Consider the following 18,925-nt stretch of genomic DNA (forward strand, 5'->3'; position numbering starts at 1 on the left):
ATTTTTTGGTTATCGTGTGTTATTGCGAATGAATCTTTTTTTGCTTTCCTCATGTAGAGCACGAACATGATTGACAATGTTGTCTGCATTAACGGTACCAATTGTGTCATCATAATAAAAATTATGGATACACCATCCCACGACTTTGTTCGTATCGTATGGCTGGCTTGGACTGGTAAAAATTACATCACCTTTCGCATTGACTGTAATAGACATGTCTTGCTCTTGGTTGGGGCACATGTCAAGATTCCACATCAGGTAAAAGGTAGAGAGTATGTCGTCCTCGTTTGTGATATCCAGATTGCTCGCAGTCGCTTGACGGATATCACCGTGTCCGCAACTTGTAAAATGAATGTCAACCATGATTATGTTCTCCTTGTGTATGAATTAATTTTGTGAGGTGTCGGGTGGGGCGGTACAGTCCCACCCGAGTGTGTGGGATTATTTTTTAGAATGGTACGTATGCGCCGGTTTTTTCAGCGAGTTCTTTAAACTTTTTCATGTAGTAATATTGTTCCCATTTTTCTTTGGCTTGCTTGTAAAGAATGTCTACAAGTTTTGTAATGTTTTCATCAGCTTCATGCTGATTTATGTGGGCGCTTATAAAATATTCCGGGTTGTTTACAGGTGTAGGAAAGTTAAATCTTACTCTCAGCGGGCTTACTGTCATGTATAAGCCTTGCCCCTTATTATCAAGTTGTAGTGTTTGTATTTCGTGATACGCGTTGAGGATTTCTTCCTTTGCTTCTGGGGTGAACAGTCCGTATCTTAACCAAGCGACGTGTCCGTCTCTAGTCAAGGCTACTTGTAATTTATCGTTCATGATTATGTTTTCCTTTCCTTGTGCTGATTATTTTTCGTTCAACTTCTTGAACACGGGCGGCGTAAAAAGCTGGAGTGCCATGTCAAAACCGCGTGGATCCCCTGGGAGACACGCGAAATTATTTTTGACATGGTTAGCGCAAGATTTTTATCGTTGAACGGGTCAAGAAGTTAAACAAAACTTTTAATGTTGAGGACACCGTATGGTGTTCCTTTAAATAAACACGTGTGGTGTCACTTCTTGATGTGGCACCACTGTGTGATTGTGTGATCCACACTGTGTGTGGTCACTCCGTTTTCGCCGCTCTCCCTTTTTTTATTTTTAGTGTGGGTTTTGTTTTACTGTGTGTGAAGTGTATTGATAAAAAAATCAGTGGCTACACTCGTTAGGGAGTGTAGCCACTGTCAGCAGTTTCAAGGAAAGAATAAAATTATGTGTGGTCGGGGTATTGGTAGGTTACTGTGTAGCCGAGGTGTTCGAGGATGGTGCCGGCTGCGCGGATGCGCGCGTTGATGATGTCGCGTGGTAAGTCGAGGTGGGATTGATTGTTTTTGTGGTAGTAGGTTAGGGTTATGGTGTCTCCGATCTTGTGGTGGATTGTTGCTTGTTTCACCGTCTGGTGGATGTATTTATCGTGGTCTTTTTTGAGATTGTAGAGGAGGTTCCATGCTTTGTCGGGTGGCTGATACCACGAGTTCGTGGTATCAGCTTCCCACCGGTGGGTGTTGCGCACGTTCATGGTGAGCTGGTCGGCTAGCCATGGGTGGGTTATTCCTAGGGTTTCCCTGAGGGCTTTGAAGTCGGCTCGTGTTTTTCCTGTAGGTGGTTGACTGCTCATGTATTTTTTCTTTCATACCTGTGCGTGTGTGGTGGGGTTGGGGTTCGATACCCCGTACCCCACCACGTGGCGACTTTCTGTTTTTTAGAATGGGATGATGCTGGTGTCCATGAATCCGTCCATTTCCCATTCGTCGACAGTAGTATTGTTGGTGTTTTCTCGGTTTTTTTCGCGCGCTACTTGGGCGAGGAGGTCGATGGTGAGGGTTTCGGCATTGAACACGATTTGTGCTCGTGGTTCTCCGTCTTTGCTGATCCATGTTTTTGGTTGTGGGTCGAATTTTCCGATGACGATCAGGGGTGAGCCTTTGACTATTTTTTGTGTGTCGATGAGAGTGTTGACTTGGTCTGCTACCCCACCGTAGAGGCGTACGCTGATGTAGTCGGTGTCTCCGTTGACCCATTCGCGGGTGGTCTTGTCGCGGTACCGTGAGCTGGATGCGATGGTCAGGTCTATCATGCTTCGTTTGGAATCGTTTCCTGGGAAGTAACGGTATTGGTCGGTGAGACCGCCTTTAATGATTTGGTTGATACTGGTACGCATGATACGTACTCCTTTCTAATTTTTTGTGTTTTATTTTTTGTAAGGTTTAATGTTTGTTTTTAGTAGCGGGTGAGTGTGATGGTGAGTGTGGCGGTCATCATGTCGGGCAGGTTCTGGTATTCGTCGAGTGCGAATTTGCTCACGATATTTTCAGCGTCTCTGGTGTCGGTGATGGTGATTATCCATTGCACGCTGGTCTGGTTGGCTAGGCGTGTGCTTCGAAATTTTTCTACGCTATTGCATACGTTGGCGATGTGGTGGGCTTGAGCCGGGTTGAGGCTGCTGGTTTTTATCATGGATAGTTGGGGTGTCCATCCGTCACTATCGTTCATGTCGACGGTTTTGCGAAACTCTACGATGAGTCTGATATGGGTGTCGTCTGCCATAATCATCCCTTGTCCTTTCCTGTGGGTGGGATACCACTGGTAGAGTATCCCACCCTTGTATCGTATTCTTGTGTGTTATGCCCAGTCGTTGGGCGCGTAGATACTGATTCCGAGAGAGTCGAAACGGTAGACGGTTTCTAATGGTGGCCGGTCTTCCTCGCTCAGGATTTTGTAATCATTGTTCTTGTCGTAGATGATGTCCGCGTTAGCTAGGAGCGCATCCACGTTCACGCGCACGGGTGTGGGGTTCCATTCGTCGTCAAACGATGCTGGGATGAGCATGCCTGCGAACACGCGTGGGATTTCAAAATCAGCATACCCACTCCAGTTGCAGATGATGGTGTCACCGTTATCGAAGAATATAATCCCGCTTTCTTGCCCAGTAAGCTCGTAGAGGCTTATTGGTAGGTATTCTTTCCAGTTGACACGTCGCATGGTATGGAGAATAAAATCATGCAATGATTCTTCTGTATGCTCGTTTGCTCCGATGTGATGTACGGCAGTGTAGAGGTCTTCATCATGATATGAGAGGACTTTTTTCACACTCACCCATGTGATATCACTGGTGTAGTCGGCGACGTACCCCGTGTTGTAGATGTCTCGCATGTGGTAGATGAGTTCACCGAGCTGAGCGTATTCTTGCCTGGTTATTGTCATGATGTTTCTCCTATCGTGTGAGGTCTAGTTAGAACACCTCGTGTTCTGTGGTGACACTTACCATTATACCACTGTTAGCGACTATAATGGTGTGCGACACGCCGTATAAGGCTAATGTTTTCAACGTTTTTGTGTGGGTTTATTGTGTGATTTTTTGGCTGAGGATGATACCGTTATCGCTGCTGCAGATGGCTTTGATGAGGGTGTCTTCTGTAGCGTCGTGCAGGTAGTACCACAGGGGTTCTAGTAGCTGTTCATAATCGATATCACTGTCGCGCATGTGTTCGCGCGTATGATGAGTAGCCTTGTGTATGTCTTGTGCAATAGCGTGAGTTTGAGGGGTGAGCCCGGCGAATCTATCAAGCACATTCTCGAACGTGTCGGTATCGATGAGTCGTCTGTAGGCTTCATACGTGAGGTCTTTTTCAGGGATATCGAAGGGTTGTATGATGCTCTTATCCCACGCGAGGGGTTTAGAAAATCGGTAGATACGTGCCATGATATGTTTTCCTTTATGCTCTTGAGGGTCACTGTGGGGCGTAGGCATGTACGCCCCACGATAGGTTTGAGGGTGGTTAGTCGATGGTGGTGATGAAGTAGTCGAGTTCTTCACCTGTAAGGGTGGTGTAGCACCAATTTTCGGTTGTTTCCCATAACTCGTTGTAGAGCTCAGCTAATGCCTGATTGGTTTCGTAGTGTTGCCAGATTTTGTAGTTGAAGACGAGGACGAGTTCGGTCATCATCTTATAGTTGCTTGACCATTCCTTTATAACGCGCTTATGAGTGTCTTTAATAGCGTTAATACCAAAGGCGTCTGCTATGGAGTAGTCCATCCAGAACGTGGTAAGTGGCGTGTATCCGGTGTTTTCTAATGGGTTTACTGGGATGATGAGATTTCCTATAGCGTTCATGGAGGTCTATCTGTCTTTCTTTCCTTGTGCTGATTATTTTTTGTTCAACTTCTTGAACACGGGCGATGTAAAAATCTGGAGTGCCATGTCAAAACCGCGTGGCCGTATGGACACGCGTAAAAAGTTTTGACATGGTTAGCGGAAGATTTTTATCGTTGAACGGGTCAAGAAGTTAACAAAATCCAATTGTTGAGGACACCGTATGGTGTTCCTTGTCCTGTGGTTAGGGGTTCTAGGCGTCTTCGTGTCGTGGCGGGGTGATGAGAACACACCAAAAAATTTTTTTGTGTGTGGGCTCGTTACCCCTGCCCCACGATCCTTTATGCGTGGAGACAGGAAGATGCCTAGAACCCCTCACCACTTCGCCCACCACAAGGGGTGGGCTGGGTAGAGTATGAGCGCCTCTGTCGCGCTCATACCGTTTTCTGGCGGCGGGACGTGAGTGACCCCTTACAGGGTCACTCCATCAAGGAGAGTCTGCCACGCTAGTGGCAGTCCTTCCCGCCACCCGCGCCCTCCACCCGAGTTTGTAGGGATGGAGAGCCCGGAAAAAAATGGTCTATCGGTTTTAGCATGTGAGGATGTCGGTTTTAAATTCTTCGTAGAACATGGTCAGCCAGTTATCCCACGTGTAATCGATTCCGTCTACAGCGTGTTTATCAACGAGTGTCATGAATTTTCTTTTACGGTTGTCATCGTTCATGATAGCGGTGAAACGTTCGTATTCATGCGCGTTAAGAGGATACTCACTAAATTTCGTGATGTTTCCTGTAGCAAGGTCGTCTCGAAAACTTTCTAATCCGTACATATTATCGTCGATGTAGGTTTTTAGGTTGTCTAGGGTGTAGTCGTATTGGTTGTGTTCTATAACGTCCGTAGATATGGTGCCGTTATCGTAGGTGACCGTCACTTTTTGGGTGTACAGGATTTCACACCCGGGTTCAAAATCAGCGTAATCGTAGGTAACACTGATAGGTGCTTGCTCAAGGACTGCAAGTATCATGGGGTCGATTTTATCGCGATATTCTTTATCAGTGAGGATATTAAACGTCCATGCAATGTTTTCACTGTATGCCCATCGTCCTGTTCCCGTAAAACTTACTGTAATAACTGTTGCACCGTCTCTAGTGGTGGCGGCTTCTATAGTGTCGCTGATGATTGTGTTGTAGAACCAGTCGCCTGCTTGCTTACGGTATTCATTGACAAACATGAACGCGGTGGACGGGTTATGTGATATGACGGTCATGGTGCCGTTAGCGTCGGAAAGATTAGCCATGATATAAAGTTCCTTAATGTGTCGATATGTTTTTCTTGAGGTGTGTACACCCCGTTTAGGGGTGTACACAAGATTTGTTTTTCGTGCTGATAAGTTAGCGTAGGTAGGCGGGTTTAATGTTGTAGCTCAGTGCCGTGTAGGTGATTCGAGCTAGCGAATACATGTTGTCGATATCTAGCGCGTAGCTGATTTCACTTTTCGCGGTGGTGTTGTCGCCGAGATACCATGAGAGGTAGCCTTTTATTGCGTGGTATGCTGGCGCGTATTCGTCTGTAGTGTGGTCGGCAAATATGGTGTCTAGGTTAGCGATAACGTTTGTGACACGTGTCACCTGTGGCATGTAGGTGGGGTCGTCGAAGATGCTTTTGAACGCGGTTGTGATTGTTTTTTCAGCGGTGTTACCAAAGGGTTGGATAAGAAAGTTTGTTGCCTTTTTAACGGTCATGGTATTTATGGCAGTGAGGATGATAGTGTCGCGAAAACCTAAGTATTTGTTTGTTCCGATGATGAACGTGTCACGCTCGTCAGTGGTAAATTCTATTTTTTGGTTCTCATTGATAGCGTTGACCCATTGGCGGGTTATGTCGCCAAACCATGTATAGAGCATGTCAGGAATATGGTTCTGATTGGTGTTGAGTTTTTCCATATCGAATTGTATGCGTAATGCGTCGAGAGCTAGAGTATCACTCATGGCATGTCCTTTCCTTGTTCATAACTGTTACGTTATGGAAATCTCACGCTGAGATTTACTGTGAGCACGTATGTGCTGTTAGTTTTGACAATGCCCTGCGTGCCCTAAGAGACCCTCCAACACGCGTGACATATAAGCGCCATATAATGACCCCTGTAAGGGGTTATGGCGTTTATATGTCACTGTGCGTGGTGCGTGGGGTTCTTAGGGTGCGTGGGGTAGGGTCACAACTAACACCACAAGAAACTTTTGGAAAGCCTCAACTTCTGGTCACGGTGATCACAAGTTGGTAGCTGCTAATTTTTGTGTGCGGCGTGTGGAATATCGCCTGTGATTTCCACCATGAGCACAGTCTTACCCGGTAGGGTAAGTCCGTAGCACACTGCCCGCCCCGTAAGGGGCGCGGCATAATAAACAAAAAGGGTAGGATCCAAATTTTATTGGATCCTACCCTAAGGTGTGAGTAGAGTTTGTTATGCGGTGCGCATCGCGTTATACGTGATGTTACGCAAGAGTTGACTTCGCGTGATGCCGAGTTTTTCTGCTTGACTATCAAGCCAGTCCACCAAGGTTTTAGGAAACCTGGTATTAACCGTTACCGTCTCATCTGTGTCATGCACGCGTGGACGTCCAGAAGTTAATCGGAGTACAGCTTCCTCAATTGTTGGCGCATCATCTGCTGCTTGCATGAGAATATGATGAGCAAATTCCTGCGCTTGTTCTCCGGTGAGTGTTGTTGCTTGAGAATCATCAAAAATAAAATCAGACATTATTTTCTCCTTACAGTTTTAATCGCGATTCATGAATCCATCTTGCAACGCATTGACATGAAAGACATGAATACGTCCTGCAGCATCGATGCGCATGATAATTTCTAGAAAAGGTATCAGCGCATCTGCGTGATAAGGTCCAATAACTTTCGCATACGTTAGCCCCTTTTTGGTGTAGTGACGAACAAGGGTTGCTCCTTGTATTGCTTCTACTACGTCATCGAGTGTGTATGTGCAAGCCCGGTCACCGTGCAGGAACGATGGTATTTTAGTCGTTGTGTGTGGCACGAGTGTAGATATTGTTATCGTCGGTTGGATATTGGTAGTGGACGCTGTAGCCTAATCGTTCGAGCTCGAGGGCTACTGCCCTGGTCCTGGTATTGACAACGTGGTAGGAGCCGGGGTCTCTGCCGTAGCGATTGTAATCGTCTTGACCGCGGTAATACGTTAACGTGATCACTCGTGGCGCTACACCGTCTGCTGCTTGGACAGCTTCTTTGACGAGGTTGACGCTTTCTTCTATCGCTTTGTAGTAGGTGATTTCTTGGTTTTTAAGCCACTGCCATACGTCGTCTGGTGGGTTTTTGGGGTGGGATTGTTTTTCCCAGTTTTTCACAGTCCTCTCGCTTAACCCGAGAGCGTCTGCTACGTCTCTACAGGACAGTCCGAGTTTGTCGCGCAGCGCGCGAAAATCGGCTTTACTATACGTATTGGTCGTCATATAATCGTGTATTATCCTTTCTATCTATAAACCATAGAGGGTAGATTCTATATGTGGAATCTACCCTCTTTTTCTGTTTGTTTTTAGTAAGTGTATGAGGTGTCGTAGCGCCATTCTTCGTTATTAATGTCCTCGTAATCCTCATCGTTTACACTGATGCGCCAGCCGAGACCGAGCTTATCCGCTAGAGCATCCATGTCGTAGACTGCCCCGTCCACATCCTCGTAGTCATGGTCGATGTAGGCCCATGCGTCGTCGCGACGAGCATGTCGAACAGCATCCCACATGTCGTACTCTCTATCCGTATACGAGTATGGAATAAAAACGTTACGTTTGTCTGTCACAATGAAATGGTAATCACCGTATTCTTCTGATTTATCGACGAATATAGTACCGTACGTATAATGTGTGTATGTTTTAATGGTTGTCATATCGATAGTCATAATAATCATGTCTCCTTGAGATATTAGGTAAGAACACCTCGTGTGTTCTTGATGACAATATCTAGTATACCACTATTAGTGACTATATGGTAGTTCGACACGCCGAAACACATGGAATTTCAACGATTATCAGTATTTTATCCACGCTTACACATGCGCATCGATGCGGATGACATGACGAGTGTTGTACACCTAGAGTTGCTTAGATCTTTTTTCTTTGTCTCGGCAATAAAAATTAGTGGCCTCACCCTTGTAAAAAAGGGGAGACCACTAATAGTGAACTAAAATCAAGGCTTTCTACCGAAGTCTTGGTTTAGTTTTTATTTTTCATCCTGTGTAGTGGTTTGAGCTGTTTTCTTGCGGATGATGATGAATGCTCCGCCCAGTCCTACAGCAGCTACCGCGATGAGTGCGAATGGGATGATGGTTGAGCCTGTCGTGGCAAGACGGCTTGTGGTGGCGTTCCAGTCATCGGTTGCTTTCACTGGTGTGTCATAGCACATGCCGCCCTTCTTATCATCACCGGTGACGGTACCGTCGAATGGGTGGTTGTTCGATACGTTGCATGGCACGATAGGAGTGCCTGTGGTGGTACCACGATCTGTGTGATGCGTGCGAAGTCCGGTTAAGGTTCCGGTGACTTCTACCCATTGTCCTGGCTTGAGGATTAACGTATCCCATCCAGCCGGATACTCTAGATTAGTCACGGTTCCGTTTCCTGCGATGGTCTTGTCTTCCAAGGTAATCTTGGTGAGGTCAACGCTTCCGGTATTGATAATACGGAAGACAACCCGAGTACCGTTCTTAGCACGAGTCAACGCTTCTGCTGGAGTGTTACGGTCACCCTTGGTAAGTCCGCTTGCTGCATCGTATTTAATGAGTTTAATAGCAGGGGTTTGGTCTGGGGTCTTGGTCCATACCAGGTTAGACTCACGCTCAGTATCATTCAACGTTTCCACGAAACGGTTTTCTACACGGTCGGATACTGCGGTGCGCGTCATTTGTACGTATGCGGTCCAGGACAAGTTAGCATCCATACCACTTGCCAGATCGAGGAATGCTTGAGTAGCTTCTACAGTAAATACGCCATTATTATCGGTGAAAGTGAAGTATCCCGCTCCCACTCCAGACCCGTCGATACGAGCACCCTTAGCGATAACAATATTGCCTTCATCATCGGTAATATTGTTATTCGCGTACACTGCCCATTGACCGGTGGTCTTATCGTAGCGAGTATCATACTTGTCGACAATCTTCCAATTCTTAATCTGCTGGTATGCGCGATTCCCCGTAATCTTCGAGCTATCGAGCTTGTAGAGGAATTGGTGGTTCTTGTAAATGCTCTTACCATTGACACTGTCACCGTTGACGTTGACAGTCACATCCTTGCGTGGATTAATATCCTTCAAAGGATTGGTTACCGTGTTGGTCACGTCAGTTCGTTCGTTGGTGATCTGGGTAGCAGTGTTCTTGACAACATATCCGTCAGTGACTTTTGCAACCTTCATCGGCAAAACAACCGTGTATTTTTGACCAAGCACGCTTTGATCAATGCTTGGCATAGTCTTCGGATCTAATGCCTTAGTTACATATGCTTCGAGATCGGTTGGTTGTGGATCACCCTTTAATGTGTCACCGAGATAGTCAGTGTCAACGGTCTTGAAGAATACGTACACGCTACCGTTCTTGACTTGGATATTGAACTTGCTGGTCACATCCTGTCCGTGAGAGTCGAGGACTTCGATCTGATTGTCGATAAGATTCAAGTACTCGCTATCGTACTTGTCGACCATGCCGAGGCGTTGAATCTTATACGCACTATGAGCAAGCTTTTCCGCGTCCAAGGTGAGGCGATAGTAGACGTCGTCTCCATAGTAAACGGTTTTGCCATCGATATTAATACCCGTCTTCGTCTCATCACGCTTAGTAGGTGTGACGTCAACTGGAATATTCTTCACCGTATTCGACGGAGTCACACTATTGTTCAACTGAAGTGTCCACTGGTTGGTAACCTCACGGTTAGTTGGCGCATTCTTTGCTACGGTTCCTTCAAAACGAATCTGGAAACGAGCCTGAACACCCGCCCCAAAATGAGCAGCCACGTAGGCTGGCTTCAACGTTACGGTAAACGTATGAGCCGCCTTATCCTCAGTCAACACGTAATCGTTCTTGGTAACAGTAGACCCATCTGTAAGGTTTAATACTTCGATGGTTTGCTTATCCAGCTGCAAGTACTGGTCGTACTGGTCAATAAACGCCACCGTATTAATAGTTTCGGTAAGGTTCTGTGGGATGGTTGGGGTCGTGGTGAGCTTGTATTCGAGTTTTTGTCCTGGGAACACATTCTTACCATCCACACTTGCTTGGTCACCACCCTGGGATGCTTCACCGATAACCTGCTTAACAACTGGTGGAACATAGCCACAAATATATGGCTCGTTCGTCTTCTTACTCTTACCCGCAGCAGACACAGAACCACTATTGAGTAAACCATGAGACGTGATAGCTGCTCCTGTGGTTGGGTCAGCACAGAATGTCACCTCACTGCCTTCTGCCTGGTGAGAATCTAAGCGTACTTGTGCTGCTCCTTTACCGTTGGCAAAGTTCGCCTTACCACCCACAAGCAACGTGTACTGCTTGGCAGAAGTGTTATTGCGCGCGCTAGTAAGAGCGGCCTGCTTCATACTAGCGGTAACGGTTGTACCGTTAACGGTAATGTCGAATTGGCTGGTCACATCCTGACCGTGGTTAACAATATCGTTGACAGTTGGCTTACTATCATCGCTCACATCAGCCGCGTATACGTGAATATCGTTGTTATCGGCATCGAACAAATAGTCAGCTTTAGAGTAATCATCAACGAGTTTAAACTCTGTCAGAGAATCACCTAACTGAGCAGCCAATGTACCGTTGATAGCAGCGCCGAGCTTGGTTCCATCGAGGACGGTGTGAGTATCCGCACCCGTGGTGTTGCTCCATGTGTTATCTACGACAGCATTCCACTTGCCATTCGTGTAGGTGAGCCATGATTTATCAGGCGTGAAATCCCACAACTTTGGCTGATCTGCCGCCAACACGACAACAACGATAGTACGATTACCACCATTGGTCTCACGAGCAGCTAATCCATCAATGGTGGATCCGCTAGACAAGCGAGCATTGGTATTATAAGCAACACCATTATGTGTATATGTTTTAGGACCGACTTCTTGTGCCCAGGCTTGCATCCATTGTGCTTGGGTTAGTCCTGCTGTAGCGTCGGCGATATTGCGTGACTGGTCTGTACGCACCGCACCGACTGCGAAGACTCGACAGTTCGCACTAGCAGTATCCCCATTATGACGTGCAGCATAATTGGTCACGCACTCATTGTTTGCGTTTTGAATAGCGTTAGCTACGTTTGTATGACTATTGGATGTCAAGACACCGTTTAAGGTGCCGGTCAGTACGTTTTCTACGGTTGTAGCGTTGGCTGGTCCGAAGTTATCGTTGGACGCCCACACCACGCGCGACGTGTAACCGCCCGTACCGGTAGAGCCACCAGACGAGCCACTACCGCCGTCGGCAGCCAATGCAGCACCCGCCCACACGGTGGACGCGGTCACTACAAGAGCACCAGACTTCATAGCAATCTGCCTAAGTCTCGTGCTTAAAAGTTTATACTTAGCAAAATGCATGAGCATAATTCCTTTCCCTCACACTCCCCACACAGGGGAGCAGTTTTTGTTATAACAAAACAGAAACACGTTTAAAATGCTTCTACTAGTAATGACACACCTACAAACACTCCATCGATATCGATGAAAACCCAGAAAAGAGAAAAGAATAAAAAATGAGGGAGCCCACCAAACAGTGGACTCCCTCGCAGAGATAGAAGAAAAAATGTGTACAACTATTCTACCCTATAGCCTGGGAACAATTACCCTGAGCCTCACACGGTGCTTGCGGACGATTATTCATCCATGCTTGCCAATCGAATGAGCTACCACCTCCATTGTTGTTACTTTGTGGTGCTGGAGTGCTTCCACCACCACGGTTTCCACCGTTGTTGGTGCGTGGTGTGTAGCGTTGCTGGTTGCTGGTGTATCCGCGTCGAGGAGTAGACGAACGCTGTTGCTGTTGCTGTTGCTGTTGTTGTGTGCGTTGTGCTTCTTCTTGAGCTTTCTTGTCCGCATCCGATTTCGCTTGAACACTTTGATTAACCTGATCGATAGCACCCTGGACTGGTTCTCCAGCTTTGGTGAGTGTCTCAACGGTGGCATGCTTATCCTCTAACGCTTTACGCAGGGCATCGATGAGGGTTTTCAGCGTGTCACGTGTTGCATTATCGGCTACTTTACCCTCAGAGTCAGTATAGGTTTTAGTAGCGGTGTCGAGTTTCGCCTGGGCAGTATTGCGCGCGTCGGTAAGATCTTTCTTATCTTTTGATGCTTGCACGTTTTTCATCGCGGTCTTTAATTGCTCCGTCTTCGACTTCAGCGCGCTTGTTTTGGAATCTATGCTTGTCGTGGATGCGCTAAACGAGTCAGTAAAACTGATATTACAGTTCAGTGGTGTAGCTGGGCTGATTTTCTCGTTGACCAGCTTATGGAACGTGTCGTATGTTTTGGCGTCTGCTACTTGATCCTTGCTGATAATTGTTCGGCTAAGGGTTTCTCCCTCGCCCACAGTTTTCTTATAATCCTCATATGTAGCAGAGTATGTCTTGTTCGCATTCTCACACGCGCGGATAGCAGTCGAACGCCTGGTAGCCACACCATAGATAGCTGCCCCCAGGAGTGCTACAGCTGCTACGCTTGCTGCCACAATCCACAGCACACGACGCTGACGCCTTCTCTTATCGTCTATGACTTTATCATCTATCGAGGTAGTAACCTCATCCGACGCATCTCCATCAACAGGGTCAATGATGCTTGTCTCTTGAGTTTCGTCATTATCCATAGGCTTGCTCATAGTGTTTCTTCTCCCCTCATAGGCTTCACACACACTCTCGTGTGTGTTTTCTTATCTTTCACTATATAATGACACGTCTTCAACACCACTATCGATATCGATACATTTCCCTGTTACTTCTGGTCATCCTGACCACAAGTCAAGGAGTGTGTAGGTGGCTCATAATGACGCAGCTACACACTGTTATGACTATCACTGGTTTATTAGAGGGGTGAGCCGCACATGACTGCTTGAGTAAGATCACCCGCGTTAGGCAGGTTTATATGCAGGTAGATTTGGGTTGTTTCTACACTCTCATGCCCTAATAGTTTGGAGACCAGGAGGATATCGTGGGTTGTTTCATACATTTTAGTCGCGTACCTGTGGCGGAGGCTATGCGTGGTATAGCCTTGGTCGAGAACAGCTGTAATATGTTTGGCTATATACGATGCTTCAACATGGTTAGCCCACCGTCCTGGGTAGACGAACCCGTATTGATCATGAATATAGCGTGCTAAATCCCTTGCGATAGGAACGACTCTTTCTTTACTGCCCTTACCATGTACAAGCAGTAGAGTAGACCCGTTGATAGTAATAAGATCATGAGAATTGACTTGCGCAATCTCACTACGACGCAAACCACATTCCGCACCCAACCTTATCATCGCAATAAGTTTCTTATCCCCATGCGCTTTAGCTAACGCATGATGCACTACATTCTCTGGGCACACTCGTGGCAGCGAATGCTCCTTCTTAATACGAGGCAGTCGTCTGGTTGGATCTACGTCAATAATCTCGTTATCGAGCAAATAATGATAAAACGAGCGAACCGTCGCGAAATAACCTTTACGCGTTTCTCTCTTCCACGGCTGAGCCGCAAACACATGCACTAGTAGCTGCTCTGATACATCCAATGGATCACAATCCACCAGGCGTGCAATACTCACTAATTTGTAGTATCGTGATTTAATAGTTGTATCAGCGTAACCACTAGCCCTGAGCCACTCTAACCAGCCCTCAGCATAGTCGCGCCACGCCGAAGCTAATATCAATTTCCTAACCTTAACATTATTCTGTATACTCATAGGTATACAGAATATACCAAAAAACTACACCATCAACCTTTCTCACTAATATTTCGTGAATACGTGTTATTCTATAAGTATTAGTAGGAAAGGAGTACTCCACACAGTATTAAGCGATAGAAAGCAAGAGGAACATAACATGGCGTCAGAGTTAGATAAGACCATCTCGAAGAATGTGCGTATTTATCTTGCTGCACGAGATTGTACACAACGCAAACTTGCGGACTTCATGGGCGATCATCCTATGGTGACAAGCAAAAGAATGCGTAACCAAATGACATGGCGTGCAGAAGATATTGAAAAAGCAGCGGAGTTCTTCGGTATTGAGCCATCAGTATTAGTCACAGCCCATGACCTCTAAAGCGTAATACACGACCACTACAATAATTGAATATAAATTCTACAAACATATAAGCGTCTGTAAGAAATGCATAGAGTCTAACGGTTCGCCGGTAGCTAGGGGACAACCCAGAAGTCCATGGTTCAAATCCATGCCCCGCTACCAAAGAAAAGCGAACCGTAAGGTTCGCTTTTTTCATATCGTGCCTAGTTCTGACGACCTCTTAAAGATAAGCATAAAAAGAACACGTATTTATACATAACAGCAATGAGGTTCTTGATATGTCAAGGCGTTCGCTTTTCTCCATTTTTTCACGCAAACGGCTCTCACGAACACCTCAAACCCCTACTCCCAAGCAATCGTCCGCACCTAAGAAAGTGACCTACACTTCCACAGACCAAGACTTCGTAGATTCTCCTAATCAAAAGTTTCGCATTGGCGAAGATTGGACATGGTATCACGGCAACTCCTGGTGGCATCAAGCACTGTGGATGATTGTATATACCGTTATTTATTCAATTGCTGCTGTTTATTCTAAGTTTGTCCTTCATGCGACGATTATAGGCAAGCACAAGCTCAAGCAAGCCCATGGTCAGCCTTATTTTCTGTATCAGAATCACACGCAACCATTTGGCGACATCGTTTTCACCGTACTTGAGAATTACCCGCACAAGCTCTCAGCTATTATGGCTCAATCAAATTATGGGATACCTGTTGTAGGAAGTATTCTCCATCACTTTGATTTTCTTCCCGTCCCCCTGACAGACAGCCAGCGCATCAAATTTAAAGAAACAATGACACAGCTCGTGGAAGACGGAACTGCTATTCAAGTATTTCCGGAAGCACACGTATGGCCTTACACTACACGCATTAGACCATTTTCTACTTCTTCCATGCGATATCCTGTTCGCTACAACACACCGTCATTTACTGCAACGACCACATATCAAAAACGCCGTTTTAGCAAAAAGCCAAAGATAACTATCTATATCGACGGACCATTTTATCCACGCTCAGAAACTTCACACTCTGAGAATTCGCACTCTAAACCCCAACTACGCGACACGCCTCACAATATCTCAACTATTAACAACGCCGATAGCAATATGGATAAAGTTCAGCTAGAAGAAGCCCTAAAAGCGAGCCTTCATACCCAAATTATGAGCACTATGCGTAAACGTTCTGAATTATCAACGTACACCTATATCGACTATACTCAGGAAGAACAAAGTTAAAACTAAAGAACAACTATTCGCCCACATATTTGACAATGATAGTTTCGATACTTTGCAAGTTTAACAAGCTTGCTCAGTATCCGACGAGTTCAGAAAATCAGATATCATCAAGCAAGTTCCGGCAAGCCCGATCACAGCTCGATACGATTGAGAGATGAAAGAGGACAAATGAGCATTAATCTTCTTTTTTGCGGTGATGACTATATGCGCCATGGTCTTTTAATCTCTCTCCTTTCAATCTGCAAGCATACTCATGAACCGTTGCATGTGTACGTTCTCACTGCCACTATCCCAACCAAGCAGAAAACATATCATGCAATTTCGCAGGATTCCATAGATTTTCTTCAGCATCAGATTCGCTTGACGAATCCTGATAGTTTCGTTCAGCTTTTCGACATTACCGACATGTTTATGGCAGAAAAGCCCATGGCAAATATGGACACTCGTTTTACTCCATGCTGCATGCTGCGCTTGTGGGCAGATAAAGTTCCTCAAATTCCAAGTCGCATCCTTTACCTCGATACTGATATCGTCTGCAATAAAAACTTTGATAAGTTTTATGCGCAAAACATTGACAATGTCGAAATCGTGGGAGTTCTCGACTTTTACGGCTCTTGGTTCTTTAAGAAACGCGCATGGGATATTAAGCGAAACTATATGAATTCTGGCATGTTCCTCTTTAATATGGCACGCATTCGAGAAACAGGACTTTTTGCAAAAGCTCGCCGCATGTGCCAGTCACGAACGATGTTTATGCCAGACCAGTCTGCGCTCAATAAGTTAGTTGTTAATAAACGCATAGTATCGCGCGATTTTAATGAACAGCATCATCTTCGAAAATCGACCGTGTTCCAGCATTTTTCTACCAAATTACATTTCTTCCCATGGTTCCATACTCTTACGGTCAAACCGTGGGATGTGAATGCCGTGCACGATACACTTCATCTTACTGCGTACGACGATGTTCTTAGCGAATACGAACGTCTTATTCCTAGTATGCCTTAAGATAATTTCTTTATAACTACTAGAACTAGCCAGGCAGAGTAATTTACTGCATTACATGTGAGGTACTCTCAAGGAGCGTTTCATGACTAATTCGTCTTCAACCGTCGACGTTTTCTATTCGTCCGATGAAAAATTCGTCCCGATTTTAAGCGTCGCATTGACTTCTCTCGTGCTCAACACGACTCCAAAGCGTAATTACAGTATCCATATACTCGGCCGCGGGATTACTCCGCAATCTGCTCACAAGCTTGAAAGCATTGTTTCTACGTATCCAAATATTTCTATGGAAATTCTCGATATGGATCAAACTATTCTCGAGACATTGCAAAAAGATGATAATAAACTGTATGCCGAGGTTGAAGCTATTGAAATGTACTTCCGTTTGTTCATTTCCCAGCTTTTCCCTCATATCGATCGCGGAATTTATGTAGACGCAGACACCATTTTTGAATCCGATGTCGCCGACCTCTACGATATCGATCTTGAGGGCAATCTCGTTGGAGCAGTAGGCGATCCAGTGGTTTCTGATCTCGACCCTGATTTGCGCCGTTATGCTACTGCCATGGTTGGCATCAGTCCTGAAGATTACGTTAATTCTGGTGTTCTTCTTATGGACTTGGCAGCGTGGAATCAATATAAAGTAGCTGAACACTTTACACAGCTGCTTACTCAATACCATGTTAGTTCTATCGCACCTGATCAGGATTATCTCAACGCTATGTTTGAGGGGCGCATCAAGCGTCTTCCTTTCTCATGGAATGTGATGATGGCAGCAGGCGTTGAACCTCCTGAAGATATTCATTTTATTCATTGGAATCTCGTCAATAAACCATGGAAGCTCACGAGTGCTCCATTCTCTGATCGCTTCTGGTATTATGCTGACCAATCGCCATTCGCTGAGCAAGTGCATAACTCCCTAAACGAGTCCACACGAACGCCGGAAGATGACCGTCAGCGTACTGCTTACATGATTGGCAAAGCACGCGATTTCTCACACAATCCTGTTACATTCCGTTCCTTAAAAGAAAAGGGTGTGAGAGTAAAACTATAAGACGCGCAATGCTTCATCTTTGAAGCGTAATTGAGACGTTATTATCGTCATAGCTACCCTCGCTTATTCTCAATCGAGATAACTAATCTAGATAACTATGTGTTAGGCGTTCTATACATTATCTGTGTAGAACGCCTAACTTATACTCGCCTACCCATTACGGACCAATTATCTATTCGCTGCACTTATTCATACCGTTCGATGTATAGTAGGCATATGTTTATCGGCGGAATTAAAAGACCAGTTATCGCAAATATCGAAAAGGCTCACAATGACGGCCGATTCAATGACCGCGTTGAGATTCATGATCCTGTCATTCACAAAGAGGATCGTACACAATTAACTCTTAACCATTTGCGTTATGTGCGAACTTTCCGTTATCGCATTAATAATCGAGTTGCGCGCTCTCTTTATAACATTTTCGGCTGGTGGAATAACCGTACGACACAATTCGTCGGGCTTGAGAATGCTCGTAAAGTTAAAACTGGCGCGATTATTACATCCAATCATTTCAACCCATTGGAGAATCTAACAGTTCTCCAGGGTATGCGCCGAGCCGGCCATCTGAGAAACTACGTGGTATCCGAGGACTCTAATTTCCTCATGCAAGGTTTTATCGGCTTTATGATGAAGAATATCGATACGGTTCCTATCACCAAAAGCCACGATTATCTTTCGCACCAATTCCCGGCTATTATTCGCCAAATCTTGGCTCATAAACGTTTTATTCTGATTTATCCAGAAGAACAGATGTGGTTTAATTACCGTCGTCCTCGCCCAAACAAGCACGGGGCTTTCGACTATGCTGCGGAATTCGGCGTGCCAATTATCCCATGTTTCACTGAAATTATTGATACTGGAAAACCGGATAAAGAAACAACCGAGTTCAATAAAGTACGCTATGTTTTGCACATTCTTGATCCTATCTACCCAGATCCTTCATTATCTGTGGCACAAAACAGCGAAATGATGCGCCAAAAAGATTATGAGCAAAAAGTAGCATGTTATGAGAGCGTCTATGGTAAATCTATCGATGCACCATTCTCACTCGATGATATCGCAGGATGGACAGCCGGAGATCCTTCTATAGAACCTCAAGATAGTAACGCCGAAGATAGCAACGACAAAGATAGCAACGACAAAGTTGATAATCTAGCAAATCCATTTGCTGCTTAGACACAATAGATATGGTGATGGGGTTGAGAATACTTACATTCT

At 45.5% G+C, this 18,925-nt stretch carries 22 protein-coding genes; 5 read left to right on the forward strand and 17 right to left on the reverse strand.

Going from position 1 to position 18,925, the window contains the following annotated elements; translation table 11 throughout:
• Nucleotides 1-9: 9 nt before the first annotated feature.
• The 17 genes from EJ419_RS06250 to EJ419_RS06330 all read right to left on the reverse strand — a co-directional run bounded on the left by EJ419_RS06250 (nucleotide 10) and on the right by EJ419_RS06330 (nucleotide 14,076).
• Nucleotides 10-363, reverse strand: a complete 354-nt coding sequence (locus EJ419_RS06250; protein WP_131284735.1) for a hypothetical protein — start codon at nucleotides 361-363, stop codon at nucleotides 10-12.
• Nucleotides 364-448: 85 nt separating this feature from the next.
• Entirely contained in the window at nucleotides 449-823 is a 375-nt protein-coding gene (locus EJ419_RS06255; RefSeq protein ID WP_131284737.1) for a hypothetical protein, read from the reverse strand.
• Nucleotides 824-1,253: 430 nt separating this feature from the next.
• Nucleotides 1,254-1,661: a helix-turn-helix domain-containing protein gene (locus EJ419_RS06260; RefSeq protein ID WP_131284739.1), complete on the reverse strand. Its 408-nt coding sequence runs from the start codon at nucleotides 1,659-1,661 to the stop codon at nucleotides 1,254-1,256.
• A gap of 84 nt (nucleotides 1,662-1,745) precedes the next feature.
• On the reverse strand, nucleotides 1,746-2,204 hold the full coding sequence (locus EJ419_RS06265; RefSeq protein ID WP_131284741.1) for a single-stranded DNA-binding protein: 459 nt from the start codon (nucleotides 2,202-2,204) through the stop codon (nucleotides 1,746-1,748).
• A 59-nt stretch (nucleotides 2,205-2,263) separates the two neighbouring features.
• Complete coding sequence (locus EJ419_RS06270) at nucleotides 2,264-2,590, reverse strand: hypothetical protein (RefSeq protein ID WP_131284743.1); 327 nt, start codon at nucleotides 2,588-2,590, stop codon at nucleotides 2,264-2,266.
• A 75-nt stretch (nucleotides 2,591-2,665) separates the two neighbouring features.
• The gene (locus EJ419_RS06275; RefSeq protein WP_131284745.1) at nucleotides 2,666-3,247 is read right to left on the reverse strand and encodes a hypothetical protein; all 582 of its coding nucleotides are present in this window, start codon (nucleotides 3,245-3,247) and stop codon (nucleotides 2,666-2,668) included.
• Between the two features lie 139 nt (nucleotides 3,248-3,386).
• Nucleotides 3,387-3,746, reverse strand: a complete 360-nt coding sequence (locus EJ419_RS06280; protein ID WP_131284747.1) for a hypothetical protein — start codon at nucleotides 3,744-3,746, stop codon at nucleotides 3,387-3,389.
• Between the two features lie 76 nt (nucleotides 3,747-3,822).
• Complete coding sequence (locus EJ419_RS06285) at nucleotides 3,823-4,158, reverse strand: hypothetical protein (RefSeq protein WP_131284749.1); 336 nt, start codon at nucleotides 4,156-4,158, stop codon at nucleotides 3,823-3,825.
• Between the two features lie 568 nt (nucleotides 4,159-4,726).
• Nucleotides 4,727-5,434: a hypothetical protein gene (locus EJ419_RS06290; protein ID WP_131284751.1), complete on the reverse strand. Its 708-nt coding sequence runs from the start codon at nucleotides 5,432-5,434 to the stop codon at nucleotides 4,727-4,729.
• A 94-nt stretch (nucleotides 5,435-5,528) separates the two neighbouring features.
• A complete protein-coding gene (locus EJ419_RS06295) occupies nucleotides 5,529-6,125 on the reverse strand; it encodes a hypothetical protein (protein ID WP_131284753.1) in 597 nt (198 codons plus the stop codon).
• A gap of 473 nt (nucleotides 6,126-6,598) precedes the next feature.
• Entirely contained in the window at nucleotides 6,599-6,895 is a 297-nt protein-coding gene (locus EJ419_RS06300; protein WP_131284755.1) for a hypothetical protein, read from the reverse strand.
• Nucleotides 6,896-6,913: 18 nt separating this feature from the next.
• Nucleotides 6,914-7,183, reverse strand: coding sequence for a hypothetical protein (locus EJ419_RS06305; protein ID WP_131284757.1), 270 nt, complete (start codon nucleotides 7,181-7,183; stop codon nucleotides 6,914-6,916).
• A complete protein-coding gene (locus EJ419_RS06310) occupies nucleotides 7,164-7,616 on the reverse strand; it encodes a helix-turn-helix domain-containing protein (RefSeq protein ID WP_131284759.1) in 453 nt (150 codons plus the stop codon). The genes EJ419_RS06305 and EJ419_RS06310 overlap by 20 nt, the downstream gene beginning before the upstream one ends.
• A gap of 83 nt (nucleotides 7,617-7,699) precedes the next feature.
• Nucleotides 7,700-8,059 (reverse strand): hypothetical protein, encoded by a 360-nt coding sequence (locus tag EJ419_RS06315; RefSeq protein ID WP_131284761.1) that lies wholly within the window; start codon nucleotides 8,057-8,059, stop codon nucleotides 7,700-7,702.
• Nucleotides 8,060-8,379: 320 nt separating this feature from the next.
• Nucleotides 8,380-11,736: an LPXTG cell wall anchor domain-containing protein gene (locus EJ419_RS06320; RefSeq protein WP_240680364.1), complete on the reverse strand. Its 3,357-nt coding sequence runs from the start codon at nucleotides 11,734-11,736 to the stop codon at nucleotides 8,380-8,382.
• Nucleotides 11,737-11,956: 220 nt separating this feature from the next.
• Nucleotides 11,957-13,012: a hypothetical protein gene (locus EJ419_RS06325; RefSeq protein ID WP_131284765.1), complete on the reverse strand. Its 1,056-nt coding sequence runs from the start codon at nucleotides 13,010-13,012 to the stop codon at nucleotides 11,957-11,959.
• A gap of 203 nt (nucleotides 13,013-13,215) precedes the next feature.
• Nucleotides 13,216-14,076: a tyrosine-type recombinase/integrase gene (locus EJ419_RS06330; RefSeq protein WP_131284767.1), complete on the reverse strand. Its 861-nt coding sequence runs from the start codon at nucleotides 14,074-14,076 to the stop codon at nucleotides 13,216-13,218.
• A 139-nt stretch (nucleotides 14,077-14,215) separates the two neighbouring features.
• Between EJ419_RS06330 and EJ419_RS06335 the strand changes: the two genes are divergently transcribed.
• The 5 genes from EJ419_RS06335 to EJ419_RS06355 all read left to right on the forward strand — a co-directional run bounded on the left by EJ419_RS06335 (nucleotide 14,216) and on the right by EJ419_RS06355 (nucleotide 18,883).
• Complete coding sequence (locus EJ419_RS06335) at nucleotides 14,216-14,437, forward strand: hypothetical protein (protein ID WP_131284769.1); 222 nt, start codon at nucleotides 14,216-14,218, stop codon at nucleotides 14,435-14,437.
• A 260-nt stretch (nucleotides 14,438-14,697) separates the two neighbouring features.
• Nucleotides 14,698-15,651, forward strand: coding sequence for a lysophospholipid acyltransferase family protein (locus tag EJ419_RS06340; RefSeq protein ID WP_131284771.1), 954 nt, complete (start codon nucleotides 14,698-14,700; stop codon nucleotides 15,649-15,651).
• 168 nt (nucleotides 15,652-15,819) lie between these two features.
• Complete coding sequence (locus EJ419_RS06345) at nucleotides 15,820-16,656, forward strand: glycosyltransferase family 8 protein (RefSeq protein WP_205668843.1); 837 nt, start codon at nucleotides 15,820-15,822, stop codon at nucleotides 16,654-16,656.
• Between the two features lie 82 nt (nucleotides 16,657-16,738).
• Entirely contained in the window at nucleotides 16,739-17,707 is a 969-nt protein-coding gene (locus tag EJ419_RS06350) for a glycosyltransferase family 8 protein (RefSeq protein WP_131284773.1), read from the forward strand.
• A gap of 216 nt (nucleotides 17,708-17,923) precedes the next feature.
• On the forward strand, nucleotides 17,924-18,883 hold the full coding sequence (locus tag EJ419_RS06355; protein WP_165496264.1) for a lysophospholipid acyltransferase family protein: 960 nt from the start codon (nucleotides 17,924-17,926) through the stop codon (nucleotides 18,881-18,883).
• Nucleotides 18,884-18,925 lie beyond the last annotated feature (42 nt).

The organism is Alloscardovia theropitheci (genome assembly GCF_004332295.1).
GTDB classification, from domain to species: Bacteria; Actinomycetota; Actinomycetes; order Actinomycetales; family Bifidobacteriaceae; genus Alloscardovia; species Alloscardovia theropitheci.